At 69.8% G+C, this 25,070-nt stretch carries 22 protein-coding genes; 9 read left to right on the forward strand and 13 right to left on the reverse strand.

The genetic code is table 11. The features are described from left to right. The first annotated feature begins 102 nt into the window (after positions 1-102). Positions 103-501: a PPOX class F420-dependent oxidoreductase gene (locus CRP45_RS06840; RefSeq protein ID WP_067781235.1), complete on the forward strand. Its 399-nt coding sequence runs from the start codon at positions 103-105 to the stop codon at positions 499-501. 16 nt (positions 502-517) lie between these two features. Here CRP45_RS06840 and CRP45_RS06845 read toward each other — a convergent pair whose 3' ends face one another. Beyond that, positions 518-1,645: a M24 family metallopeptidase gene (locus CRP45_RS06845; RefSeq protein ID WP_097244240.1), complete on the reverse strand. Its 1,128-nt coding sequence runs from the start codon at positions 1,643-1,645 to the stop codon at positions 518-520. Positions 1,646-1,794: 149 nt separating this feature from the next. On the opposite strand from CRP45_RS06845, the gene CRP45_RS06850 reads away from it, so the two are divergent. Further along, positions 1,795-2,760, forward strand: a complete 966-nt coding sequence (locus tag CRP45_RS06850) for a 5'-3' exonuclease (protein WP_097244241.1) — start codon at positions 1,795-1,797, stop codon at positions 2,758-2,760. Between the two features lie 222 nt (positions 2,761-2,982). On the opposite strand, the gene CRP45_RS06855 is transcribed toward CRP45_RS06850, so the two are convergent. From CRP45_RS06855 to CRP45_RS06885, 7 genes are all read right to left on the reverse strand, one after another. Then, entirely contained in the window at positions 2,983-3,702 is a 720-nt protein-coding gene (locus tag CRP45_RS06855; protein ID WP_097244242.1) for a DUF4333 domain-containing protein, read from the reverse strand. A 159-nt stretch (positions 3,703-3,861) separates the two neighbouring features. After that, on the reverse strand, positions 3,862-6,558 hold the full coding sequence (locus CRP45_RS06860) for a DEAD/DEAH box helicase (protein WP_097244243.1): 2,697 nt from the start codon (positions 6,556-6,558) through the stop codon (positions 3,862-3,864). Between the two features lie 3 nt (positions 6,559-6,561). Beyond that, positions 6,562-7,509, reverse strand: coding sequence for a twin-arginine translocase subunit TatC (tatC, locus tag CRP45_RS06865; RefSeq protein WP_097244244.1), 948 nt, complete (start codon positions 7,507-7,509; stop codon positions 6,562-6,564). Positions 7,510-7,747: 238 nt separating this feature from the next. After that, positions 7,748-8,005: a Sec-independent protein translocase subunit TatA gene (gene tatA / locus CRP45_RS06870; protein ID WP_097244245.1), complete on the reverse strand. Its 258-nt coding sequence runs from the start codon at positions 8,003-8,005 to the stop codon at positions 7,748-7,750. A 102-nt stretch (positions 8,006-8,107) separates the two neighbouring features. Next, positions 8,108-9,139, reverse strand: coding sequence for a 2-dehydropantoate 2-reductase (locus CRP45_RS06875; RefSeq protein ID WP_097244629.1), 1,032 nt, complete (start codon positions 9,137-9,139; stop codon positions 8,108-8,110). A 19-nt stretch (positions 9,140-9,158) separates the two neighbouring features. Beyond that, a complete protein-coding gene (locus CRP45_RS06880) occupies positions 9,159-10,094 on the reverse strand; it encodes a helix-turn-helix transcriptional regulator (protein ID WP_067781326.1) in 936 nt (311 codons plus the stop codon). A 41-nt stretch (positions 10,095-10,135) separates the two neighbouring features. Next, a complete protein-coding gene (locus tag CRP45_RS06885; protein WP_097244246.1) occupies positions 10,136-11,131 on the reverse strand; it encodes a helix-turn-helix transcriptional regulator in 996 nt (331 codons plus the stop codon). Positions 11,132-11,219: 88 nt separating this feature from the next. Here CRP45_RS06885 and CRP45_RS06890 point away from each other — a divergent pair, with 88 nt between their 5' ends. After that, on the forward strand, positions 11,220-11,516 hold the full coding sequence (locus tag CRP45_RS06890; RefSeq protein WP_097244247.1) for an MTH1187 family thiamine-binding protein: 297 nt from the start codon (positions 11,220-11,222) through the stop codon (positions 11,514-11,516). Between the two features lie 85 nt (positions 11,517-11,601). On the opposite strand, the gene pafA is transcribed toward CRP45_RS06890, so the two are convergent. From pafA to dop, 5 genes are all read right to left on the reverse strand, one after another. After that, a complete protein-coding gene (gene pafA, locus CRP45_RS06895) occupies positions 11,602-12,960 on the reverse strand; it encodes a Pup--protein ligase (protein WP_185757090.1) in 1,359 nt (452 codons plus the stop codon). Between the two features lie 330 nt (positions 12,961-13,290). Further along, positions 13,291-14,061, reverse strand: a complete 771-nt coding sequence (gene prcA, locus CRP45_RS06900) for a proteasome subunit alpha (protein WP_097244248.1) — start codon at positions 14,059-14,061, stop codon at positions 13,291-13,293. After that, positions 14,058-14,906 (reverse strand): proteasome subunit beta, encoded by an 849-nt coding sequence (gene prcB / locus CRP45_RS06905; protein WP_097244249.1) that lies wholly within the window; start codon positions 14,904-14,906, stop codon positions 14,058-14,060. Before prcB ends, prcA begins: the two co-directional genes overlap by 4 nt. Before the next feature lie 14 nt (positions 14,907-14,920). Next, positions 14,921-15,115: a ubiquitin-like protein Pup gene (locus tag CRP45_RS06910; RefSeq protein WP_067781199.1), complete on the reverse strand. Its 195-nt coding sequence runs from the start codon at positions 15,113-15,115 to the stop codon at positions 14,921-14,923. A gap of 175 nt (positions 15,116-15,290) precedes the next feature. After that, a complete protein-coding gene (gene dop / locus CRP45_RS06915; RefSeq protein WP_067781196.1) occupies positions 15,291-16,790 on the reverse strand; it encodes a depupylase/deamidase Dop in 1,500 nt (499 codons plus the stop codon). A gap of 92 nt (positions 16,791-16,882) precedes the next feature. On the opposite strand from dop, the gene CRP45_RS06920 reads away from it, so the two are divergent. The 6 genes from CRP45_RS06920 to CRP45_RS06945 all read left to right on the forward strand — a co-directional run bounded on the left by CRP45_RS06920 (position 16,883) and on the right by CRP45_RS06945 (position 24,892). Continuing rightward, positions 16,883-18,088 carry a DUF418 domain-containing protein gene (locus CRP45_RS06920; RefSeq protein ID WP_097244250.1) on the forward strand — a complete coding sequence of 402 codons (1,206 nt, stop codon included), beginning with the start codon at positions 16,883-16,885 and terminating at the stop codon, positions 18,086-18,088. A gap of 135 nt (positions 18,089-18,223) precedes the next feature. After that, complete coding sequence (locus CRP45_RS06925) at positions 18,224-18,937, forward strand: hypothetical protein (RefSeq protein ID WP_097244251.1); 714 nt, start codon at positions 18,224-18,226, stop codon at positions 18,935-18,937. Next, complete coding sequence (locus CRP45_RS06930; protein WP_218841090.1) at positions 18,934-19,470, forward strand: NUDIX domain-containing protein; 537 nt, start codon at positions 18,934-18,936, stop codon at positions 19,468-19,470. The genes CRP45_RS06925 and CRP45_RS06930 overlap by 4 nt, the downstream gene beginning before the upstream one ends. Before the next feature lie 157 nt (positions 19,471-19,627). Continuing rightward, the gene (locus CRP45_RS06935) at positions 19,628-21,442 is read left to right on the forward strand and encodes an AMP-dependent synthetase/ligase (RefSeq protein WP_245909952.1); all 1,815 of its coding nucleotides are present in this window, start codon (positions 19,628-19,630) and stop codon (positions 21,440-21,442) included. Between the two features lie 40 nt (positions 21,443-21,482). Next, positions 21,483-22,676 (forward strand): PucR family transcriptional regulator, encoded by a 1,194-nt coding sequence (locus tag CRP45_RS06940; RefSeq protein ID WP_097244253.1) that lies wholly within the window; start codon positions 21,483-21,485, stop codon positions 22,674-22,676. 158 nt (positions 22,677-22,834) lie between these two features. Next, complete coding sequence (locus CRP45_RS06945; protein WP_179830778.1) at positions 22,835-24,892, forward strand: CocE/NonD family hydrolase; 2,058 nt, start codon at positions 22,835-22,837, stop codon at positions 24,890-24,892. The last annotated feature ends 178 nt before the right edge of the window (positions 24,893-25,070 follow it).

Below are 25,070 nucleotides of genomic sequence, written 5' to 3' on the forward strand. Positions count from 1 at the left end.
TCAGTCTGTCATCCTCGACTGGCCGTCTCGCCGATCCCCTCGCGCGGCGAAAACGCCCGCACCCTGGCGGCCACCGCCAGACCAAGGGTCTACGGTCGAGGGATGCCGACCACTACCGCGCCGCTGTCCCCCGCCGCCCTCGACTTCGTCGCCGAGCGCCATCTCGCGACACTGACCACGCTGCGCGCCGACGGCACGCCGCACGTGGTCGCGGTCGGATTCACCTGGGACGCGGAGGCGGGCATCGCGCGGGTCATCACCAACGACGGGTCGGTGAAGGTGCGCAATGTGCGCCGAACCGGATACGCGGCGGTCAGTCAGGTGGACGGCATCCGGTGGCTGACCCTGGAGGGCCCCGCGGTGGTGCTCGACGATCCGGCCAGTGTCGCCGACGCGGTCGAGCGCTACGCGGGCCGCTACCGGGTGCCGCGCGAGAACCCGACCCGCGTGGTGATCGCGATCGAGGTGCGCCGCGTGCTCTCGTCGAGCACGCTGCGCTGACAACGCATTCGGTCGGTCACAGCACGGTCAGGCCGTGCGGGCGTGCGTTCATGGACTCGCAGCCGTCTGCGGTGACCACGACGATGTCCTCGATGCGGGCGCCCCACTCGCCGCGGAAGTAGATGCCCGGTTCGACGCTGAAGGCCATGCCCGGCTGCAGAACCAGGTCGTTGCCCGCGACGATGTAGGGCTCCTCGTGCACGGACAGGCCGATGCCGTGTCCGGTCCGGTGCACGAACGCCTCGCCGAAACCCGCCTCGGTCAAGGGTTTCCGCGCGGCGGCGTCGACGGAGGCGGCGGTGACGCCGGGGCGGACGGCGGCGACGGCCGCGGCCTGGGCCCGTTCCAGCTCGGCGTAGCGCGCGGCGATGTCGGGGCTCGGCTCGCCGAGCACGTAGGTGCGGGTGCAGTCGGAGTAGTAGCCGGGCTCGACGGGGCCGCCGATGTCGACGACCACCACGTCGCCCTGCTCGATGCGCCGGTCGGACACCCCGTGGTGCGGGTCGGCGCCGTGCGGTCCGCTGCCGACGATGACGAACGCGGCCTCGGTGTGGCCTTCGGCGACGATCGCCGCGGCGATGTCGGCGCCGACCTCGGCCTCGGTGCGTCCGGCCTGGAGGAACTCGCCCATCCGCGCGTGCACCCGGTCGATCGCGGCGCCCGCCCTGCGCAGCGCGTCGATCTCTGCGTCGTCCTTGCGCATACGCAACTCCCGCAGCACCGGCGTGGCCGAGACGGGAAGACCGCTGAACGAGACCGCCAGCGGCAGCAGGTGCAGCGCGGGCATCGCATCGGCGACCGCGACCCGGGAACCGACGTGCAGCGTCGACTTCACCACCTGGTACGGGTCGACGCCGTCGACCCAGTCCAGCACCTGCAGGCCCAGCTCCCCCGCCGCCGACCCGGCCAGCGAGGCGAGTTCGAGCTTGGGGATGATCACCGACGGCGTCGCGCCGTCGGCCGGGATCACCAGGCAGGTCAACCGCTCGAAGGATTCGGCCGCCGAACCGATCAGGTAGCGCAGATCCGGCCCCGGCGTGATGAGCAGGGCGTCGAGGTGCGCCGCGCGCATCGACTCCACCGCCCGCTCGAGCCGGTCTCCGTAGACATCCGCCGCGAACCTGGACTCTGTGTGCCCACTCATACCGATCGACGTTACCCGTCCGCGGCGCGCGGCGAACCCGAACACCGGGGCGGCCGAACGGACAGGCCCCACTCAGCCTCCGTGCCGGATCGGCCGAGCGCCCGTCGGATCGGGTCCGGCCTGTCGGAGCGGGCGGGTAGCCTCAGCGCGTGACCTCTGCTGCGACATCAGGCCCGCTGCTGCTGCTCGACGGGGCCAGCCTGTGGTTCCGCGCGTTCTACGCGATTCCGGACAAGATCACCGCGCCGGACGGGCGTTCGGTGAACGCGCTGCGCGGTTTCACCGACATGGTCGCCTCGTTGATCACCAAGCACGCGCCGAGCAGGTTGGTCGTGTGCCTCGACCTGGACTGGCGGCCGCGGTTCCGCGTCGACCTCGTGCCGTCCTACAAGACGCACCGGCTCGACACCTCGGCCGAGGCCGCGCCGGGCGAGGAGGAGGTGCCCGACAAGCTGACCCCGCAGGTCGACATGATCCTCGAGGTCCTCGACGCGGCCGGGATCGCGACGGGCGGCGCGACGGGTCTGGAGGCCGACGACGTGCTCGGCACGCTGGCGAGCAGGGAGCGCACCGACGAGGTGATCGTGGTCAGCGGCGATCGTGACCTGTTGCAGCTGGTGCGCGACGAGCCCGCGCCGACCGTTCGGGTGCTCTACGCCGGGCGCGGGCTGGCCAAGGCCGAGCTCTTCGGTCCCGCCGAGGTGGCCGCGAAGTACGGCGTGCCGGTGCGCAATGCCGGACCCGCTTACGCCGATCTGGCCACGTTGCGCGGCGACTCCTCCGACGGCTTGCCCGGCGTGGCGGGCATCGGCGAGAAGTCCGCGGCGACGCTCATCTCCCGGTTCGGTTCGCTCGACGCGCTGGTCGCCGCCGTGGACGATCCGGACTCCGAACTGGCCCCCGGCGTGCGCGCGAAACTGCGGGCCGCGGAGGACTACTTGAAGGCGGCGGCGCCCGTGGTGCGCGTGGTGTGCGACGCCGACGTCGACCTGTCGCGCCCCGACACGCTACCGACCGCACCTGCCGACCCGGACCGCCTGCGCGAACTCGCGGTCGCCTACAACGCGGAAAGCCCGGTCACCCGGCTCACCGCCGCCCTCGCCTCGCGCGCCTGAGACCCCCGCGACGGCAGTCGGCGCGAAGGTGCACCGAATGCAACCATGCACCGCCCGCGTATGTGCGGCCGTCGCAGCCGCTCGGCCGCGGCCGGGTGACGTGATCGTTCCTCGGACGGGCTGAAACGGCAACGAGCCCACGAACATCCGTTCGTGGGCTCGCTTCGGTTCTCCACCCCGCCGGACGCCCGCGGCACGGGCCATCCGGCTCCGGGATCACGTTCAGCTCGGGCGGCCGACCTCGTAGGTGCCGTCGTCCTTGGTGATCTTGATGTTGACCGTCTTCTGCTCGCCGCTCACCTTGAGGGTGCACTGGAAGCTGGCGTCCACCTCGACCTTCTGGCCCGATGGGCAGGAGACGTCGGTGACGTCCTGGATGCCGTAGGAATCGGTGAGCACCTTCTTGACGCCGTCCTGCACGGCGGCCTGGTCCAGCTTGTCCGTGGAGGTGAGCACCAGCACGAGCGCGACGACCGCGCCGATCACCAGCACGCCGAGCGCGGCGAGACCGATGATCAGGCCCTTCTTGCCGCCACCGCCGCCGCTCTGCGGCGGCTGCTGCTGCCCCTGGCTCCACTGCTGCTGGGGCTGCTGACCCCACTGCTGCTGCGGCTGCTGTTGCTGGCCCCAATCCTGTTGCTGCGGCTGACCCCACTGCTGCTGCGGTTGACCGGGCGTCTGGCCCCACTGCTGCTGCGGCTGTTGGGGCTGCTGGGGCTGACCCCACTGCTGCTGCGGCTGGCCGGGTGTCTGGCCCCACTGCTGCTGCGGCTGGTTCTGGTCGCCACCCCAGTGCTGGGTGGGCTGCGCCTGCGACGGAGTCTGCTGGCCACCCCAGTGCTGGGTCGGTCCGGCGCCGCCGGGCGCCTGCTGTCCGCCCCACTGCTGGGTGGGATCGTTGCGTCCCTCCCCGGGGTCGTTCGGTCCGTACGGGCCGCTCATCTGCTTGCCTCCACTCGCATCGTTATTCATACGGTAGCCCCCCGCCGGCGACTCGTCGTCGCACTTCTTTCCTCGGTCTCGCTCAACGCTCGGCCGAGAAACGCGCGACTGCTCCGCCACGGTCGGTACGCGAAAGAAATCAAATCACAATCGAATCCGCTACGCGGCGTCCACCGCCACGACACCCCGCCGGATCGCCCGGACCGCCTTCGCCGCCGTCCCCGCGATTTCCGGGTCGTCGGCCGTGCCGTGGATCTGGTCGAGCAGGTCGATCACCTGCCTGCACCACCGGACGAAATCGCCCGCGGACAGCGGCGCGCCCTGGTCGCCGCTGGCCAGCAACGACTCGGCCAATCCGTCGCCGCGCGCCCACTTGTAGACGCCGGTGACGAATCCGAGATCGGGTTCCCTTGTCGGCGCCAGCTTGTGCCGCGCCTCGTCGGAACGCAACTCGCTCCACACACCGATGGTCGAGGCGACCGCGCGCCGGATCGGCGCCGTAGGACCCGTCGCGCCGAGAATGCCGCCCTCCTGGCGGGATTCGTAGACCAGCGTGGACACCACACCGGCCAGTTCGGCAGGACCGAGGCCGCGCCAGAGGCCGTGCCGCAGGCATTCGGCGACCAACAGGTCGCTCTCCGCGTAGATGCGGGCCAGCCTGCGCCCGTCCGCGGTAACCTCGCCGTCGCGCACGAATCCGCGCTCCTCCAGCAGTCCCACGATGCGATCGAAGGTGCGCGCCAACGAGTTCGTCGTGGCGGCAACCTTCTGGCGCATGCTCTCGGTCTCGCGAAGCAGCCGGTTGTAGCGCTCGCCGATCCGGGCCATCTGCTCGCGGTCGGGCCTGGTGTGCGCGGGATGGGCGCGCAGGCTGCGCCGCAGCGTGGCGAGTTCGCGGTCGTCGACCGCTTCGGAACGCTTGCCGCGGCGTGGCCGACCTGGCGCGCTGATGCCGGTGCTGCGCAGCGCCGAGGCGAGGTCGCTGCGGGCGCGGGCGGTGCGATGGTCGACGCGTCGGGGCAGCCGCATGTGGCCGAGCGGCTCCGCGGGCACCGGGAAGTCGGCGACCGAGACCCGGCCAGCCCACTTGTCCGCGGTGAGCACGAGCGGACGCGGGTCGTTCGGGGTGGTGTCCGGCTCCAGGATGACGGCCAGACCCGCGCGACGCCCCGACGGAATCGCCACCACGTCGCCACGGCGCAGCGCGGTCAACGCGCTGACCGCCGCGCCGCGCCGGTCGGTCCGGCTCTGCTGGGCCAGCTGACGTTCCCGCTGCTTGATCCGCTCGCGCAGCGAAATGTACTCCAGGAAGCCGCCTTCCGCGCCGCCGAGTTGGTCGCGCAGCTTGCGCAGCGCGCCCTCGTTGCGTTCGATGCCGCGCACCAGCCCGACGACCGAACGGTCGGCCTGGAACTGCGCGAACGAGCGCTCCAGCAGGGCGCGCGATTCGTCGGCGCCCATCCGGTCGATCAGGTTGATCGACATGTTGTAGCCGGGCCGGAAGGAGCTGCGCAGCGGATAGGTGCGGGTGGACGCCAGACCCGCCACCGCGCTGGTGTCGACCTCCGGCTGCCAGAGCACCACCGCGTGGCCCTCGATGTCGATGCCGCGGCGGCCCGCGCGACCGGTCAGCTGCGTGTACTCACCGGGCGTGAGCTCGGCGTGCGTCTCGCCGTTGAACTTGACCAGACGTTCCAGCACCACGGTGCGCGCGGGCATGTTGATGCCGAGCGCGAGCGTCTCGGTGGCGAAGACGGCCCGCACCAGTCCGCGCACGAACAGGTCTTCCACGGTGTGCCGGAAAGCGGGCAGCATGCCCGCGTGGTGGGCGGCGAGCCCGCGGTGCAGCGCCTCGCGCCATTCCCAGTAGCCGAGCACCTCGAGATCGGTTTTCGGCAGATCACCGGTGTGCTTCTCGATGATCGCGTCGATCTCGGCGGCCTCGCCCTCCCTGCTCAGATCCAGCCGCGAGCGCAGGCACTGGGCGAGCGCGCCGTCGCAGCCCGCGCGGCTGAAGATGAAGGTGATCGCGGGCAGCAGCCCCTCCTCGTCGAGGCGGGCGAGCACCTCGGGGCGGGGCAGCGGACGGAAGTCGCGGCGCATGCCGCCACGTCCGCGCGGCACACCCCAGTTGTTCATCCGGTCGGCGGACTCGCGATGCCGGATGTAGCGCACCAGGTCCTCGTCGACGAGCACCTTCTGGTCGCTGGACTTGGTGTCGAACAGATCGAACATCCGCTTGCCAACCATCACGTGCTGCCACAGCGGCACCGGGCGCGTCTCGTCCACCACCACCGAGGTGTCGCCGCGCACGGTCTCCATCCATGCGCCGAATTCCTCGGCATTGCTGACCGTGGCAGACAGGCTGACCAGTCGCACGTCGGCGGGCAGGTGCAGGATGACCTCCTCCCACACCGCGCCGCGGAACCGGTCGGCCAGGTAGTGCACCTCGTCCATGACCACGTACGACAGTCCGCGCAGCGCGTCCGAGGACGCGTAGAGCATGTTGCGCAGCACCTCGGTGGTCATCACCACCACGGGCGCGTCGGGGTTGATCGTCTGGTCGCCGGTGAGCAGGCCGACGCTGTCGCGCCCGTACCGCTCGGTGAGGTCGGCGAACTTTTGATTCGAGAGCGCCTTGATCGGTGTGGTGTAGAAGCATTTGCCGCCGGACGCCAACGCCAGGTGGACGGCGAACTCGCCGACCACGGTTTTGCCCGCTCCGGTCGGCGCGCACACCAGCACGCCGTGGCCGTCCTCGAGCGCACGGCAAGCGTCGCGCTGGAAGGGATCGAGGGTGAATTTCAGCTCGGCGGAGAACCTGGCCAGCTCGGTGCGGGACCGGTGATCTGTCACCGTTCAGAGGGTATCGGAGTAGTCCGACACCGGTCGCGTGGATTTCGCCGACGGATCCATGATCGACTCCGCCGTCCCGATCGGCTCGGGCGCGGCGATCGAGGAGGCCTCGTCGTCGGCCAACGCCGCGAGCGCGTCCTTGCGCGCCTTGCGCTTGTCGTTGAGCCTGGCGATCTGCACGGCGAACTCGAAGAGCACCGTCAGCGCGCAGGCGAGCGCCAGCATCGAGAACGGGTCCTGCGGGGTGACGACGGCCGCGAAGACGAACAGGCCGAAGATGATCCCGCGCCGCCATGCCTTGAGTTTCACGTAGGTGAGCACGCCGACCAGGTTCAGGCCGATGATCAGCAGCGGCGTCTCGAAGCTGACCCCGAAGATGATCAGCAGCTGGATGATGAAGCCGAAGTATTGGGAACCGCTCAACGCGGTGATCTGCACGTTGTCGCCGATGGTGAGCAGGAAGCTCAACGCGTGCGCCACCACGACGTAGGCGAGCACGGCGCCCAGCGCGAACAGCACGGTGCCCGAGGTGACGAAGCCGACCGCGACCTTGCGTTCCTTCGCGTACAGGCCCGGGGTGATGAACGCCCAGATCTGATAGAGCCAGATCGGCGCGGCCAGCACGACGCCCGCGGTGAAACCGACCTTCAACCGGAGCATGAACTGCTCGAACGGCGCGGTCGCCAGGAGGCGGCACGACCCGTCGGGTGTCAGCGCGGCCCTGGACTCGGGGGGCAGCGAACAGTACGGTCCGCGCAGGATCTCGCCGAGGCTCTCGAGGCCGAGGAACGAATGCGAGTACCAGAGGAAGCCGACCACGGTGGTCAACAGCACCGCGGAGATCGACTTCAGCAACCGGCTGCGCAGTTCCTGCAGGTGCTCGACCAACGACATGGTGCCGTCGGGGTTCGTCCTGCGCCTGCTGCGCCGGGGATCGAACGGGATTCGCATATCTGTGGTTGCCCCTGTGCTCGAGTGCCGCGCCTGGCGCGGCGGTATCGCGTCCCGTGCGGTGTCAGGGACCGACGAACGCCTTCACGGACCGCCGAACAGCGGGGGCAGGTCTACCTGCCCACGGTGCGGTTCTCCGCACGAGTGCCTGGCAACGGGAAGACACGGGCTACTCGTGCGCCCTACCCGACATCAGGACGTGCCTGAGAACGTCCTCACCTCGGCGGGAGCATTCGACTCAGACCGACTTCGTCTCGGTCTGCGGCGTGGTCGCCTGGTTCGAGGGCTGCGCGGGCGGCAGCTGCTGCGCGGGCTGCTGAGCGGGCGCGGCGCCTGCGGCGGGGCTCTCGTTCTGCATCTGGCTGACCTCGCTCTTGAAGATGCGCAAGGACCGGCCGAGGCCGCGCGCGGCGTCCGGCAGCCGTTTCGCACCGAACAACACCACGAACAGCAGCGCGATGATCAGCAGGTGCGACCAGCTGAACGTGCCTAACATCTGTACCTCCCAAGACTGTGGTAGCTCCGATGCTACCGGACCCCACGACACCCGAACTCCCCCGACTTCGGCCGTTCGCCGTGCGTTCAACCTCGACTTTTGCTATACGGGCGGTTCGGTCGCGGCCGCGGCGCGCAGTTGGGCGAGCAATTCCTGGCCGGTCCAGGTCCTCCGGTCGCCCTGCTCGGCGGCGACGATGAGCTCGATGAGCCGCTGGTTCACCGGCGTGGGCGCGCCGACCATCGCGCCGAGTCCGACGATTTCGCCGCAGAGCCAAGAGATTTCAGTCTTGCGCCCGGCCGCGAGGTCGTCGGCCATCGAGGACCGCGCCACCGGATCGATGGCGAGCACCTTCCCCGCCACCCGGCGGAACACCCCGTCGGGCACGGTCAGCAGCCGGGTCATCAGCTCCGGCGGCAGCGGGGTGAGCCGGGCAGGGCGGATTCGCGCCTTGTTCATCGCGGCGAGCGCCTCGCGCTGGGCGAGCGCGAGGCAGCGGCGGTAGTCGCGGTCGGCGAGTTCCTCGCGCAGCGGGCGGCCGGACAGCGCGTTGATCGGGTTGTTCAGATTGAGCAGCAGCTTGGCCCACTGCACGGGCCGCAGGTCCGCGTAGCGGCGCAGCGGCAGCCCGGCCCGCTGGAAGAGCTCGACGTAGTCGGCGAGCGCCGGGTCGTCCTGCACCGCGAGCCCGCCCTCGGTGCCGCGGTGGAAGCGACCTTCGGTGTGGTGCACGACGTTGAACATCACCATCCCGGCGAGCACCACGCAGGTGGGCAAGATCTCCCGGATCACCGTGTCGTTGCCGATGCCGTTCTGCAAACTGAGCACGACCGTGCCGGGACGGATCTTGCCGGTGAGCTCGCGCACGGCGGCGGCGGTCGCGCCGGATTTCACCGCGACGAGCACCAGGTCGGCGGAGCCGACATCCTCGGGGCCGGTCGCGAGCGAGAGCCGGTCCGGGGAGACGAGCACCTCGCCGCCGTCGAGGTCGGTCAGGCGCAGACCCGCGGCGCCGACCTCGTCGAGCAACCACTGCCTGCCGACGAACGCGACGTCCGCACCGGCCGCCGCCAGCTTGCCGCCGACGAAGACACCGATGCTGCCCGCGCCGAGCACCATGACACGCCGCGGCATGTTGTCGAGCTCCGTCACCTCACTCCAATTCCTCTAGTCCCGCGTCCCGGTACGCGGCGAGCGCCGCGTTGGATCGCTCGCGCACCGCGGCGATCAACTCCGGCGGACCGAGCACCGTGACGCCCGATCCGAAGCCGAGCAGCAGCCGCGCCATCCAGTCCAGGGTGGCGAAGCGCATGGTCGCCTCGAGACTGCCGTCCGGGTGCACGGCCAGTCGGTGCATCGGGTACTGGTCGAGCACCCAGCCGTAGTCGGCGCGGATGCGCAGCCGCGCCAGCGGGACCGCGGGATCGTCCTGGAACAGGTCGAGCGAGGCGGCCGCCTCGGTGGCGGCGTGGCTGGGCGGCCGGGCGGGCTCGGTGAGTTCGGTGGCGGCCTCGATCCGGTCGAAGCGGAACAGCCGCACGCCCTCGGCCTCCCGGCACCACCCCTGCAGGTAACTGTTGTCGTCGACGAGCACGATCCGGATCGGATCGACGACGCGCTCGGAGACCACGTCGCGGCTGGCCGAGTAGTAGATGATGCGCAACGCGTGCTGGCGGGCCAAGCCCGAACGCACGGTCGCCACCGCGGGCGCCTCCACCGGCGTGACCCGCGCGTCGTCGGCGGCCCGCGGCGCGCCGCCGGAGATGGCGGACTCGATCTTGGCGATGGCCGCGTGCGCGGCGGTCGGGTCCACCATGCCCGGCATGTCCACGATCGAGCGCAGGGCGACCAGCAGCGCGGTGGCCTCGGTGGAGGTCAGCCGCAGCGGCCGGTCGATACCCGCGGAGAAGGTGACCTCGATGCTCTCCTCGGAGAACGACAGATCGATGAGATCGCCGGGCCCGTAGCCGGGCAGGCCGCACATCCACAGCTGGTTCAGGTCGCTCATCAGCTGTTTGGTCGTGACGCCGAGGTCGGCGGCGGCGTCCGCGGCGCTGATGCCCGGATTGGCGATGAAGTACGGAATCATGTTGAGCAGCCGGGAAAGCCGCACGGAGAGCCGGCTGGTCGTCACGCCCGTACCTCCGTCGTGTCGAACACCGAGCGCAGCCGGGCGACCACGTCGGCGCGCAGGTCGTCGGGGGCGAGCACGAGGGCGTCCGGGCCGAGGCCGGTGATGAGCCTGGCCAGCCAGTCGCGCGACCGGATCGGTACCTCGACCACCATGCCGCCGCGCCCGCCGACGGCCCTTTCCTCGACAACCTGGCCGAGTCTGCGGATCTCTTGGCCGCGCCCGTCGGCGATCCACACCGTGGCCGAGCCGCTGACCGGCGCGCTGGTGGTAACCCGCGCGACGATCTCGCGCAGGTCGACGTCCTCGGGCTTGTGCACCGCGTTGACCGGGCCGTACGGCGTCACGTCGTCGCCGATGCGGGACAGGCGGAAGCTGCGCACCGCGTCGCGGTCGCGGTCGTGGCCGACCAGGTACCAGCGCCCGTGGTGGGTCACCACGCCCCAGGGTTCGACATCGCGCATGAGATAGGGCGCGTTGACCGCGCCGCGATGCTCGAAGCGCACGGCCTGCCCGGCGTCGACGGCCGCGAGCAGCTTGCCGAGCACCGGCTCCGAGCCACGGGTGCGGGCGGGCACGGCGGGCACCGAGGCGACGGCCACGTCCGTTTCGACGTGGATGCCCGCGGCCCGCAGCTTCAGCAGGGCGCCTTCGGCGGCGGCCGCCAGCTCGGGCGACTCCCACATCTGCACCGCGACCGCGACCGCTGCGGCTTCCTCGTCGCTCAGATCGATGTCGGGCAGCTCGTAGGCGTCGCGGTTGATCCGGTACCCCTCCAGCGTCGAATACCGGTTCACCGGCCCGACTTCCAGCGGAATGCCCAGGTCGCGCAGCTCGTTCTTGTCTCGCTCGAACATGCGGCTGAACGCCTCGTCGCTGGCCGAGTCCTCATAGCCCGCGACGCTTTCCCTGATCCGCTCCGCGCTCAAGAACTGCCGGGTCGACAGCAGCGCGATGACCAGATTCATCAGCCGCTCGACCTTGGATATCGCCACCCGTAAGAGGGTAATCGCCACCGTCGGATCACCGCGCGGCGGCGCGCGATAACCTCGCGCGCCAGCCCCGGCGGAGGAGAATGGTCCGGTGATCGTTGCCTTCTCAGTGACTCCGCTCGGCGCGGGCGTCGACGTCGGTCCCGCGGTGGCCGAGGCGGTGCGCGTCGTCCGGGCCAGTGGACTCCCCAACCGCACCGACGCCATGTTCACCACGCTCGAAGGTGAATGGGACGAGGTGATGCGCGTGGTCAAGGACGCCACCGACGCCATCCTCGCCGTCGCCCCGCGTTGCAGCCTCGTCCTGAAAGCCGACATCCGGCCCGGCGTCACCGACGCGATGACCGCCAAGGTGGAGTCGGTCGAGCGCTATCTCGCCGAGAACTGACCAGCTCGCTGCACGCTGAACGGAATGGGCGGGACGAGACCGAGCTGACACGCGCGGCCTTCGTCCCGCCCATTCGTGGACCTGACTACATCGAGGCGATCAACCGGTCGACGCGCTCGTCGACCGAGCGGAACGGGTCCTTGCACAGCACGGTCCGCTGCGCCTGGTCGTTCAGCTTGAGGTGCACCCAGTCGACCGTGAAGTCGCGACCGGCCTCCTGGGCGGCGGTGATGAAATCGCCGCGCAGCTTGGCGCGGGTGGTCTGCGGCGGGGTGTCGACCGCGGCGTCCACCGCGTCGTCCTCGGTGACGCGCTTGGCCAGACCCTTGCGCTGCAGCAGGTCGAAGACGCCGCGACCGCGCTTGATGTCGTGATAGGCCAGGTCCAGCTGCGCGATCTTGGGATCGGACAGCTCCATGTTGTAGCGGTCCTGGTAGCGCTGGAACAGCTTGCGCTTGATCACCCAGTCGATCTCGGTGTCGACCTTGGCGAAGTCCTGCGCCTCGACCGCGTCCAGCGTCCGGCCCCACAGGTCGACGACCTGGTCGATCTGCGGATCGCGGTCCCGGTTGCGCAGGTGCTCGACGGCGCGGGCGTAGTACTCGCGCTGGATGTCGAGCGCGCTGGCCTGCCGCCCGCCCGCGAGCCGCACGGGACGGCGGCCGGTGAGATCGTGGCTGACCTCGCGGATGGCGCGGATCGGGTTGTCCAGCGCGAAGTCGCGGAAGGAAACGCCCGCCTCGATCATCTCCAGGACCAGCGCTGCCGTGCCGACCTTGAGCATGGTCGTGGTCTCGGACATGTTCGAGTCGCCGACGATCACGTGCAGGCGCCGGTACTTCTCGGCGTCGGCGTGCGGCTCGTCGCGGGTGTTGATGATCGGGCGCGACCGGGTGGTCGCCGAGGAGACGCCCTCCCAGATGTGCTCGGCCCGCTGCGACAGGCAGAACGTGGCCGCCTTCGGCGTCTGCAGCACCTTGCCCGCTCCGCAGATCAGCTGCCTGGTCACGAGGAACGGCAGCAGCACGTCGGAGATGCGGGAGAACTCGCCGGCGCGCACCACGAGGAAGTTCTCGTGACAGCCGTAGGAATTGCCCGCGGAATCGGTGTTGTTCTTGAACAGGTAGATGTCGCCGCCGATGCCCTCTTCGGCCAAGCGTTGCTCGGCATCGATCAGCAACTCCTCGAGCACCCGCTCGCCCGCCCTGTCATGGGTGACCAACTGATGCAGACTGTCGCATTCGGCCGTGGCGTACTCCGGATGCGAGCCGACGTCGAGATACAGCCGAGCGCCGTTGCGAAGGAACACGTTAGAGCTACGGCCCCAGGACACCACCCGGCGGAACAGGTACCGGGCTACCTCGTCGGGGGACAGCCGACGGTGACCGTGGAAGGTGCATGTCACACCGAACTCGGTCTCGATCCCCATGATTCGTCGCTGCACACCATCGACATTACAGCCATGTCAGGTAGTCGCGTGGCGCTGCGGACAACACGGACGCATACGTCTTCACAACGATTCGGCACCGTATGCCCGGCGCACTCGGCCGGTCAGACGCGGATTTCGCGCCAAGGGCCTCGGCGAAACCCGTGCGCCGAGCGGACGGCGAGCGCACAGATTCGTCGGCTCGATCGCCGCGCCGCGACAGATTTTCCGACGGGGCACTGCCGCGTGACCGGCCGCTGGAACTTTGCGCGGCACGATGGCGACGCCATGCGAAAGGCCCGCGCGGGATCGCCATCGAGGCGGTCCCGCGCGGGCCTTCGTCTTCGACTACTCCGAGTCCGAGGATTCCTCGGGAAGCTCCACCACGGTGGTGGTCTTCGCCGCGCCCGCGGGCTGAAGCAGCTTCTCCAACGCGGTGTCGGAGATCCTGCGGAACGCCCGGCGCGGCCGCGACTGTTCCAGCGTGGCCACCTCGAGCGAGCTCACCCCGAGCGCTCGCTTCTCCTTGTCGGCGCCCTCCGGAATCCCGGCCTGCAGCGCCTTGACCGCGACGTCGATCGCGGCGGCCAGGTCGAGACCCGGCTTGTAGGACCCCTTCAGCGCGGAGACGATGGGCTCGGTCGTGCCGCCCATCACCACGAACTCGCGCTCGTCCACGATCGAGCCGTCGAAGGTGATCCGGTACAGCACCGACTGCTGCGCCTGCTCCGGATAGCCCACCTCCGCCACGCAGATCTCCACCTCGTACGGCTTGAGCTGATCGGTGAAGATCGTGCCGAGGGTCTGCGCGTAGGCGTTGGCCAGCGCCCTGCCCGTTACGTCGCGCCGGTCGAACTGGTAACCGCGCAGGTCGGCCTGCAGGATGCCGCCGCGGCGCAGGTTCTCAAACTCGTTGTACTTGCCGACGGCCGCGAACCCGACGCGGTCGTACAGCTCACTCACCTTGTGCAGCGTCGCGGAGGGGTTCTCCGCCACGAACAGCACACCCTTGTCGTACGCCAGAACGATGACACTGCGACCACGAGCGATGCCTTTGCGCGCGAGCTCGGTCTTGTCGCGCATGATCTGCTCGGCCGACGCGTAGTACGGCAGTGTCATGCGTTGGCGCTCCCTTCCTGTGCCGCCGCGCGGTCGGCGACGATGCCGCGGGCGATCTCCTCCACACGCTCATCGGGCACTTCCACCGCACCGTCCTCGTCGATCGTGATGATCGTCGGGTAGATGCCGCGCGCCAGATCCGGTCCACCGGTCGCGGTGTCGTCGTCGGAGGCGTCGAACAGCGCCTCGACCGCGATGCGCAACGCCCGGTTCGCGTCGATTCCCTTGGCGTACAGCTTCTTCAGCGACGTCTTGGCGAACATCGAACCGGAACCGACTGCGGTGTAACCGAATCGCTCCTCGCTGCGCCCGCCGACCACGTCGTAGGACACGATGCGGCCGGTTCGGTCGGGGTCGGTGGCCTGCTGGTCGTATCCGACCAGCACCGGCACCACCGCCAGACCCTGCAGCGCGGCGGGGAGGTTGTCGCGCACCATCTTCGACAGCTTGTTGGCCTTGCCGTCGAAGGTGAGCGGAACGCCTTCGATCTTCTCGTAGTACTCCAGCTCCACCGCGAAAAGGCGCACCATCTCGACGGCCATGCCCGCGGTGCCCGCGATGCCCGCCGCCGAATAGGTATCGGTGATGTACACCTTCTCCATGTCCCTGCTCGCCACCAGGTTTCCCTGCGTGGCGCGCCGGTCGCCGGCGATCAGCACGCCGCCGCGGTAGGTCACCGCGACGATGGTGGTGCCGTGCGGGGCGACGTCCTTCGCGACGGCGCCACCGGAGTGTCCGGTGGCGCCGTCGATCGCGGCGAATCTGTTGCCGGGCAACAGCTCCGGTGCGTGTGCGCGCAGGTGTTCGGTGAACGAGGAGAGGGCGTACCCCGGGTGGAGACGCATGGGGTCACCTGCTGTCACTGGCCGCCCTTCTGCACATAGGCGCGGACGAAGTCTTCCGCGTTCTCCTCGAGCACGTCATCGATCTCGTCGAGCAGGTCGTCGGTATCCTCCGCCAGCTTCTCGCGGCGCTCCTGACCGGCGGCATCGACGCCGTCGGGACCCTCGTCCTCGTCGCCGCCCCCGGTGCGCTTGGTCTGCTCTTGTGCCATGGCAGCCGACCTCCTCTGTCCTCATCATGAACGGACCCAAAGTATGAGCACGGTTCCGATCATGAGCAATGTGCGTGCTCGTACAACAACACTACCCAGCCGAACCGACACGATGTCGGATCTGTGCCCAATTCGCCGCGCGGACAGCGCCCGATTCGCGACCTGGCGGGCGCCGTCAGGTGGTGAGTTGCTGGACCAGCTCGGCGGCGGTGTCCACGCCGTCGAGCAGCTTGCCGACATGCGATTTGGTGCCGCGGCGCGGTTCGAGGGTCGGGATGCGCACCAGCGAATCGCCGCCCAGATCGAAGATCACCGAGTCCCAGCTCGCGGCGGCGATATCGGCGCCGAACCGGCGCAGGCATTCGCCGCGGAAGTAGGCGCGGGTGTCGGTGGGCGGCTTGGTCATCGCGTCGAGCACCTGCTGCTCGGAGACCAGCCGCTTCATCGAGCCGCGCGCCACAAGGCGGTTGTACAGACCCTTGTCCAGGCGCACGTCGGAGTACTGCAGGTCCATCAGGTGCAGCTTCGGCGCGGCCCAGCTCAGGCCCTCGCGCTGGCGCATGCCCTCGAGCAGCCGCAGTTTGGCGGGCCAGTCGAGCAGGTTCGCGCATTCCATCGGGTCGCGCTCGAGCAGGTCCAGGACCATCGCCCAGTTGTCCAGGATGTCCTGCACGCGGGCGTCCTCGTTGCCCTCGCGGTCCATGAACTTGGCGACCCGCTCGTGGTAGAGCCGCTGCAGCGCCAGGCCGGTGAGCTCGCGGCCGTCGGCGAGCGCGACGGTGGCGCGCAGGCTCGGGTCGTGGCTGATCTGGTGCACGGCGGTGACCGGGCGGGCCAGTTGCAGGTCGGACAGGTCCTCGCCCGCCTCGATCAGGTCGAGCACCAGCGCGGTGGTGCCGACCTTGAGGTAGGTCGACATCTCGGCCAGGTTCGCGTCGCCGATGATGACGTGCAGCCTGCGGTACTTGTCGGCGTCGGCGTGCGGCTCGTCGCGGGTGTTGATGATGCCGCGCTTGAGGGTGGTCTCCAGGCCGACCTCGACCTCGATGTAGTCCGAGCGCTGGGACAGCTGGAACCCGGCGTGGTCGCCGGACTGGCCGATGCCGACCCGGCCGGAACCGCAGATCACCTGGCGGGAGACGAAGAAGGGCGTCAGCCCGACGATGATCTGGTTGAACGGGGTGTCCCGGTTCATCAGGTAGTTCTCGTGGGTGCCGTACGAGGCGCCCTTTCCGTCGACGTTGTTCTTGTACAGCTGCAGCCGCGGTGCGCCGGGCACGCTGGAGGCGTGCCGTGCGGCGGCCTCCATCACCCGCTCGCCCGCCTTGTCCCAGATCACCGCGTCCATCGGGTCGGTGACCTCGGGCGCGGAGTACTCCGGGTGCGCGTGGTCGACGTAGAGGCGCGCGCCGTTGGTGAGGATCATGTTCGCCGCGCCGACCTCGTCGGCGTCGATCACCGGCGCCGGGCCGTTCATCCGGCTCAGGTCGAAACCGCGCGCGTCGCGCAGCGGCGACTCCACCTCGTAATCCCAGCGCGTCCGCTTGGCCCGCGGCACGCCCTCGGCCGCCGCGTAGGCGAGGACCGCCTGGGTAGAGGTGAGGATCGGGTTGGCCGACGGCTCGGTGGGGGTGGAAATGCCGTATTCGACCTCGATACCGATGATGCGCTGCATACCTCGAGCCTAGGCGACACCGGCCAATGTCATACCTAGGGTGGTACTTCCGGAGGATCACGCTCCCCGCTCCTGGGCCGGATAGTCGACGCATGACCGAATCCATCGCCGAAACCGGGGCGCAAGCCGCCGAACGGGACCGTCCCGAGCGGCCGGAACGGCCCGCGCGGGTCGTCGCGCTCGACGTGCTGCGCGGCATCGCGATCCTCGGCACGCTCGGCACCAATATCTGGATCCTGACCAACCCCGAGGGCCTGATCGGCTACATCGACGAACTGGGCGCCGCGACCGACGGCGGCTGGATGTGGACCGAGCGGATACTGCAACAGCTGGCGCAGGGCAAGTTCCTCGGCCTGCTGACCATCATGTTCGGCATCGGCCTCGCCATCCAGCAGGCCTCCGCCGTGCGGCGCGGCCGCGCGTGGCCGGGCAGTTACCCGTGGCGGGCCGGGCTGCTGTTCCTGGACGGCCTGCTCAACTTCGTCTTGGTCGCCGAGTTCGACGTGCTGATGGGCTACGCGGTGACCGGGTTGGTCGTCGCCTTCGTGCTCGCCACCGGCGAGCGCGCGCAACGCCGCTGGCTGACGATCGCGGCGTCCGTCCACGTGGCGATGCTGACGCTCATCGCACTCGCGATGGCCTTCGCGCCGCAGCAGGATTCGGCGCCGCGTGCGCCGCTGGACCCGAATCCCTATGCGGACGGCTCGTTCTGGGACCTGGTCGTGTTCCGCTTGGACAACGCGCTCGCGTTCCGCCTCGAGGCCGTCTTCGTCTTCGCCATGTCGGTCGCGCTGTTCCTCGCGGGCGCCCGGCTCTACCGCGCCGGCCTGTTCGGTCCGGAGGGCGCGCGAATCCGCAAGCGGCTCATGGTGATCGGCGCGATCGCCGCGCCGATCGACTTCCTCGTCGGCGTGTTCGTCGGCGGTGATCTGGTGTTGCTGACCCGCTACGGCAGCGCGCCGTTCGTCGCCTTCGGCATCCTCGCGCTGGTCGCCGAGTTCTACCTGCGCCGTCCGCGGCTCGGTTTCGCGGGCCGACGACTCACCGAGGTCGGCCGGACCGCGCTGTCCTGCTACATCCTGCAGAACCTGGTGGCCTCGGCGCTGTGCTACGGCTGGGGTCTCGGCCTGGCCGCGCGGGTCTCCCCCGACGCGCGCGTCCCGTTCACCATCGCGATCTACCTGGTGGTCTCGGTGATCATCGTGACGGCCGCGCACCTGTGGCTGCGGCGCTTCGAGCGCGGGCCGGTCGAATGGGCATGGCACGCGTCCTACCGGGTGCTGGCCCGCGAGCGCTGACCGGGGCGGCCAGTTCGGCGCCATCGCACAGAACCGCGGCGGCGAACACGAGTAGTAAGCTACTCGTGTTCGCCGCCGCTTCTCGTCCCATGCTGAAACGACACCTTTCCGCACTATCGACGAGGGGAATCGTCCATGAAGGCCGCGGTGCGCCGTGTGTGGCTGCCGTTCAACGAACCGTTGGAGGGCCGGGTGCCCTGGATGTACCTGGATTCCGAAGGCTTCGTGAGCACCGGTGTCGGCAACAAGCTCGACGTCACCGCACGGGTGCGCGCCGCTCCCACTCCGGCCGAACGGGCCGCCTCGCTCATCGCCGCCCGCAGGCTGCCGTGGCACCACCCCGACGGCTCGCCCGCCACCGACGCGGAGATCAACGCGGCCTGGGACGCGGTGAAGAGCCGGATGGATCTCGTCGCGGGCGGCTACCGCCGTTTCGCCGACGTCACCGAGCTGCGGCTGACCGACGAGCACATCGACCGCCTCGTCTTCGCCAGGCTGGACGAGCTGGAGACGCTGCTGCGCGGCCGGATGGTGCGGCACGGCTCCGGCGCGGCGGTGATGCCGTTCGCCGCCTTCGACTCCTGGCCCGCCGACGCGCAACTCGGCGCGCTCAGCATGTGCTGGGCCATGGGTCCGAAGTTCAGCTTCCCCGCCTTCCAGGACGCGGCCTTCGCGCGCGACTGGTTGCGGTGCGCCGCCGCCTGCCGGGTCAATCCCGAGATCGGCACCGTGATCCGACGCAACGATCGCGATCAGGACTTGTTCCGCAACGCTTTTCGGGTGGAGGCCGAGGGCCTCGATCCGGAGGTGCTGCTGTTCAGGCTTCCTGAACTACCGTTGGGCGAGTGAGTTTCGCCGAGCGCTATCCGCTGCTGCACACACCCGCCCGCTGGGAGTGGGGCGGCCTGGACGTCCGCTTCTCCACCGAGCTGCCTGCCGACGAGCTGGTGACCAACGTGCACGTGGTGTGTTTCGTCGGCGAGCGGATCGTGCTGTGCCGCGACGACCGCGACTTCTGGCTGCTGCCCGGCGGGACAAGGGAGGCGGGCGAATCGGTGGACGAGTGTCTGCGCCGCGAGTTGCGCGAGGAGGCGGGCGCGCGCCCGGTCGGCCCGGTGCGGTGGCTCGGCGCGCACCACGCGACCAGCGACGCGCCGGAACCGTACCGGCCGTGGCAGCCGCACCCGCACAAAGCGTGGCTGTGGTGCGCCGCCGACGTCGTCGTGGACGCCTCCCCCAGCAATCCCGCCGACGCCGAGCAGATCGTCGAGGTCCGCGCCTTCGCGTTCGAGGACGCGCTCGCCCACGTCACCACCGACGGCGCCTATCTGCCTGAACTGCTCACGCTGGCAAGGGAATTGCACCGGCCCACCGCGCGCTAGAGTTTGGTCCGGTGCACAAATCGGGACGGCACAGTCTTGTCCTTTGCCCCTGGCGACGGGTCCGCGCGATGCGCTGAGCTTGAACGGACGACGAGGTCGACGCCACCGCCGGTGACGCGGAGTCGCCTCGACCATGCTCCAGCAGAAGGTTTCGGTCTTGGTTTCCTCCACAACTCCGGCGGTCGACCGGGTGCGCCCGGACACCCTGTGCGCGGCGTTCCAGGCGAACGCGGCCCGCCACGCCGACGCGGTCGCGCTGCGCACCCTCGGCGGCGGGCAGACGATCACCTGGCGCGAGTACGGCGCGCGGGTCCGCGCCATCGCGACGGGCCTTGCCGCGCTCGGTGTGCGCCCGGGCGACACCGTCGCGCTGATGCTGACCAACCGGCCGGAGTTCCACCTGTGCGACACCGCCGTGCTGCACGCGGGCGCCACGCCCTTCTCGGTCTACAACACCAATCCGGTCGAGCTGCTCGCCTACCAGTTCGGCAACGCGAGGAATCGGGCGGTCGTCTGCGAAAGCCAATTCGCGCCAAGGATTCTGGAAGCGGTCGCGGCGGCGGCCGAGCGGGGACATCGCGTCGAGCACGTGATCGTGGTGGACGACGCACCCGCGGGCACCGTGGCGCTCACCGCGATCGAATCCGCCTCGGCGCCGGAGGGTTTCGATTTCGAGGCGACATGGCGCGCGGTGCGTCCCGACGACCTGCTCACCATCGTCTACACCTCCGGAACCACCGGCCCGCCGAAGGGCGTCGAGCTCACGCACACCAATTTCCTGGAGAACGCGCGCGTCATCGACCAATTCGGCGGCGGAGGTCCGGACGACCGGGTCATCTCGTACCTGCCCGACGCGCACGCGGCCAACCGCTGGTTCGCGCACTACCTGACCATGCTCGAAGGCGGGCAGATCACCACCGTCCCGGACGTCAAACAGGTGGCCGCGGCGATGACGGAGGTACACCCCACGGTATTCCTCGGCGTTCCGCGCGTGTGGGTGAAAGTCAAAGGGGCGCTGGAGGAACGGTTCGCCGCCGAGCCGCCACCGCGCCGCGCGCTGGCCCGATGGGCGGTCGGCGTCGGCCGCGATCGTGCGCGCGCCGCGTCGGACGGACGCGCACTCGGAGTCACCGGCCGCGTCCAGCACGCCGTCGCCGAGCGCTTGGTCCTCCGTCCGCTGCGCGCCAAGCTCGGCCTGGACCGAGTGCGCGTCGCGGTGACGGGGTCGGTCGCCATCCCGCCGGACGTGCACGAGTTCTTCCTCGGCCTCGGCCTGCCGTTGTGCGAGGGGTACGGCATGACCGAGTGCACCGCGGGCGCGACGCTGAACGGGCCGGCGCGGATCAAGATCGGCACGGTCGGCACGCCGCTGCCCGGCGCCGAGGTCCGCCTCGCGGCGGACGGCGAGGTGCTGATCCGGGGAAAGATGGTGATGCGCGGGTACCGCGACGACCCGGTCAAGACCGCCGAGACGGTCGACGCCGACGGCTGGCTGCACACCGGCGACATCGGCTCCTTCGACGCCGACGGCTACCTGTCGATCGTGGACCGCAAGAAGGAGCTCATCATCAACGCCGCGGGCAAGAACATGTCCCCGGCCAACATCGAGAACACGATCACCGAGAACTGCCCGCTGGCGGGCACGGTCGTGGTGATCGGCGAACAGCGCCCGTACAACACCGCGCTGATCTGTCTCGACCCCGATCTGGCCGCCGCCTTCGGCAAGCGGAACGGTCTCGCGGCGACCTCGATCACCGACCTCGCCGCAAGCCCCGAGGTACTCGCCGAGATCGAGCGCGGGGTGAGGGCGTCGAACGGCAAACTCTCCCGCGTCGAGCAGATCAAGAAGTATCGGGTGCTCGGCGAGGTGTGGGAGCCGGGCGGCGACTGCCTGACGGCCACCGGCAAACTTCGACGCGCGCCGATCGCGACCCGCTACACCGATACCATCGAGGCCCTGTACTCGGCGTGAGCCGGGGCGGAGGACGGCACTGAGGCACACGGAGGCGCCGATGACCGATCCGGGCGAAACTCCCGGTGACGGCCAGCGATCCGCGCGGATCGACGGCCTGCACCGCAACGCGGCCGCGCTGCTCGAGGGGTTCTACGGCACGCTGCCGCCCTACGCGCAGCTGCCCTTCTCGCTGGTCGAAACCGATTTCGCCCGCGGCGCGAAGCTCAACGTCGATCTGTTCTTCCAGTACCTGCGCCGCGGCGTCGAGCCGTCCGAGGCCGACACCAGGGAGCTGGTGGACCTGGCGATGGACCGGCTGCGCGACGGCACGCCGCTGGCCGAGGTGCTGGAGCGGTATCGGCTGGGCGCGGCCTTCCTCTGGGACCGGCTGCGCGATTCGGCGGGCGCCGACGATGCCCTGTTGCTGGACGCCTCCCCCGCGCTGCTGAAATACATCACGCTGGTCAGCTCGCGTATCGCGACGGCGGCCATCCAGCTCGCCCACGATCCGCGCTGGGAGTTGCTGGAGCGCCGCCGCGGTATCGCCGAGGCGCTGCTGGCCGGGCGCGATCCGGTGGAGTGGGCCGACGACCCGGTCATCCCGGTGGCCGACGCCTTCCTGGTCGCGGTGTTCCGGCTGTGCGGCAGCGGCGGTGGTCCCGCGGCGGCCCTGCGGCATCGGGTCGAGGCCATCCCCGGCGTCTTCCTGCGTTTGGACACCGGGGGCTGGACCGCGCTTGTTCCCTTGGCCTCCGGCGACGACGGCTCGGCCGCGCTGGCCGGATTGACCGCGCGCCTTCCCGCGCACGCGCCCGGCCGGGTTCCCCCGTACTGGGTGGGCGTGGGAGCGACCTCGACGAGGGCCGAAATCCCCGCGCTCGACGGCGAGGCGCGCGTGCTCGCCGAGCTCGGACGATGCCTTGCGCGACGCGAGATCGTCTGTCGCCGAACGGATCTGCACTTCGAATACACCGTGGCGGTGAGCGACGCGGCCCGGCCGGGACTTGCCGCCCTGCTCGCACCGCTGGACGCCCAGCCGATGCTGGCCGAGACGCTGGAGACGTTCGTCGACACCGGCTTCAACCAGCTCGCCACGGCGCGGCAGCTGATGGTGCACCGCAACACGGTGACCTATCGCCTCTCGCGCGTGCACGAACTCACCGGGCTGGATCCGCACCGCCCCGCCGACGCCATGACGCTGTCCGCGGCGCGGCTGGCCAGACGGCTCGAAGCCGCCTCGTTCGCGCCCTAGGACTCGGTTCCACCGCTTTGGTCGGGCGCACAAATCGCCGGCTCGCGGTCTTGGGAACTGCCGGTGGTGCGGCACCGGGACCGTGCGGTCTGCTGTATCGGACAGCGAGGTCCCCGGGTGCCGCCGGACTCGGCACCGCGAGCAGAGAGTTCAGGTACTTGACGATTTCGAGCCGGGCGCGGTTCCGCCGCCGTGCCGCCACGGTCGCCCTCGCGGCGATCACCGCCCTCGGGCCGACCGTTCAGCTCGCGCCCGGTGCGAGCGCCGTCCCCGCCGCAGGCCCGGTGCCGTCCGCGCCCGCCAATTTCGGCCTGCCAGCGGACTACGCGCCGACGCCGGAGCGGTACGGCATCGAATATCAACTGGGACAGATCATTCCGCTCTCGGACGGCACGAAGTTGCAGGCCGAGGTGCGGTATCCGACCGACCCGGCGACCGGGCGACGGGCCGAGGGCGAGTTCCCCGTCGTCGTCAACTTCACGACCTACGGCGCGCTGTCCAGTGCGCTGACCGCCGCGGTCACCGGCGTCATCGATCAACTACGCATTCCGCTGCCCGACCATTTGCGCGACGCGCGCCGCATCATCAACCAGGCCACCAGCGCCCAGGACATGCTGGTGCGGCGCGGCTACATCGAGGTGATCGCCGACGTGCGCGGCACCGGCGGGTCCACCGGCGCCTGGAATCCGGCGTCCAAACAGGACGGCATGGACGGCGCGCAGGTGGTGGACTGGGCGGCCCGGCTGCCGGGTTCCAGCGGCAAGGTCGGCATGTACGGGTACTCGTTCCCTGCGCTGTCGGCCATGCGGACCGCCGAATCCGTCGGTCCCGGTTCGCCGTTGAAGGCGATCGTGCCGATGGCCATGCCCAACAACATCTTCAACGAGGTGCTCGGCCACGACGGGTTGATGAGCCCGCTGCTGCTCACCGTCATCTCGGTGATGGTGCCGTACCTGAGTCTCATCGGCCCGTTCATGACCGCGGTGGTGACACCGCAGACCTTCGTGCGGGCGCTCGGCGATCACCTCGCGGCACTGGTGTCGACCGACAGCACCCTCGTCAAGTTGGTGGAGGCGTACGCGGGCGGCCCGCTGGCCTACGACGGCGCGTGGTGGCAGGAGCGCCGGTTCGAGACCGAACTGAAAGCGTTGGTGGACAACGACATCGCCATGTACCAGGTCGGCGGCCTGTGGGATCTGTACCAGGAAGGGCCGTGGCGCAACTACTCCCAGTTGCAGAACCTGGCGGCCGGGCGAGACCAGTTCGCGCCGATGGCGCCGGGACAGCCGACCGACGGGCGGTTCCAGCTGCTGATGGGCCCGTGGTACCACGTCGGCCTCGGCTTCGGGCCCGGCTCGCGGCTGGACACCGACATGATCACGCTGGCCTGGTTCGACCGCTTCCTCAAGGGCATCGACAACGGCGTCGACGAGACCGAGCGCACGCTGCACGTCATCGACGCAAACAACAATGCCGTCGCAACCTCGCGATACCCGTTCGAGCATGCCGAGATTCAGCGCCGCTACTTCGACGGCGACCGACTCGTGGCCGAGCAGCCCACGATCGCGGACGCCGCCGACCAGCTCGACTACACCGGCTTGGACAACATCTGCAACCGGCAGACCCTGGGCCAGTACTCCGGCGGGCTGCTCGACTTCGTCTTCCGGATCTTCAACGCCTACAACCCGTGTACCGAATGGGTGCAGGGCCCGACCGCAGGGCGCGTGTACACGATGGATCCGGTGACCGAACCGACGGTGCTGGCGGGCCCGAGCAGTCTCACCCTGTTCGCCTCGTCGACCAGTACCGACGCGGCTTTCCAGGTGTGGCTCGACGATGTGGCGCCGGACGGCACCTCGGTGAACATCACCGGCGGCTCGCAGCTGGCCAGCATGCGCGTCCTCGACGAGGAGAAGACCTGGCGAGCGGCGGACGGCGCCGTCTACGGGCCCGAGCACGTAGTGCGCAAGGAGGCCGAGCAACTGCTCGTCCCCGGCGAGGTGACCCGGATGGAGATCAAACTGCGCCCTGCGTTCCATCGGCTCGAGCCGGGACACGCGCTGCGCGTGCGGATCACCAGCGGCACCTTCCCCTCCACGATCCCGGTGCCCACCGATCTGCCCCGGCTGATCGGCTCGTCGCAGCGCATCCACCGGGACGCGAACGGGCCGTCCAGCCTGGTCGTCCCGCTGGCGCCCGCCGGCGCGTTCGACTAGATCGACCCGCGAACGCCGCGCCGGGTCCCTCGCGAACCGGCGCGGCGTTCGAGCTGTGACCCCGCGACCGATCGTGGGTGAATTCCTGGATCACCTGACCGAAACGCTCACCGCCGCCGTGCGACCCGGATAGTCTCGGCGATGGATCCGAAACCCGGATCCATGCGTCACCTGCCGG

The organism is Nocardia amikacinitolerans (assembly GCF_900215415.1).
Taxonomy (GTDB): domain Bacteria; phylum Actinomycetota; class Actinomycetes; order Mycobacteriales; family Mycobacteriaceae; genus Nocardia; species Nocardia amikacinitolerans.